The sequence below is a fragment of the Neisseria sp. P0008.S010 genome, from assembly GCF_051962715.1.
In the GTDB taxonomy this organism is placed as follows: Bacteria; Pseudomonadota; Gammaproteobacteria; order Burkholderiales; family Neisseriaceae; genus Neisseria; species Neisseria elongata.
Window position 1 is genome coordinate 1 of record NZ_JBQCVA010000218.1, and the last position, 336, is coordinate 336.

Consider the following 336-nt stretch of genomic DNA (forward strand, 5'->3'; position numbering starts at 1 on the left):
CCTACGGGAGGCAGCAGTGGGGAATCTTGGACAATGGGGGAAACCCTGATCCAGCGATACCGCGTGTGTGAAGAAGGCCTTCGGGTTGTAAAGCACTTTAGGTGGGGAAGAAAGGTTAGCGAGGAATATTCGCGAACTATGACGGTACCCGCAAAATAAGCACCGGCTAACTCTGTGCCAGCAGCCGCGGTAATACAGAGGGTGCAAGCGTTAATCAGAATGACTGGGCGTAAAGGGCGTGTAGGTGGTTAATTAGGTTTGATGTGAAATCCCCGGGCTTAACCTGGGAATTGCGTCGAAAACGGATTGACTCGAGTGAGATAGAGGGTTGTGGAA

1 rRNA gene is annotated in these 336 nt (G+C 51.8%); it reads left to right on the forward strand.

The features are described from left to right. Nucleotides 1-336, forward strand: a 16S ribosomal RNA gene (locus ACTHSL_RS13295); the annotation flags it as partial.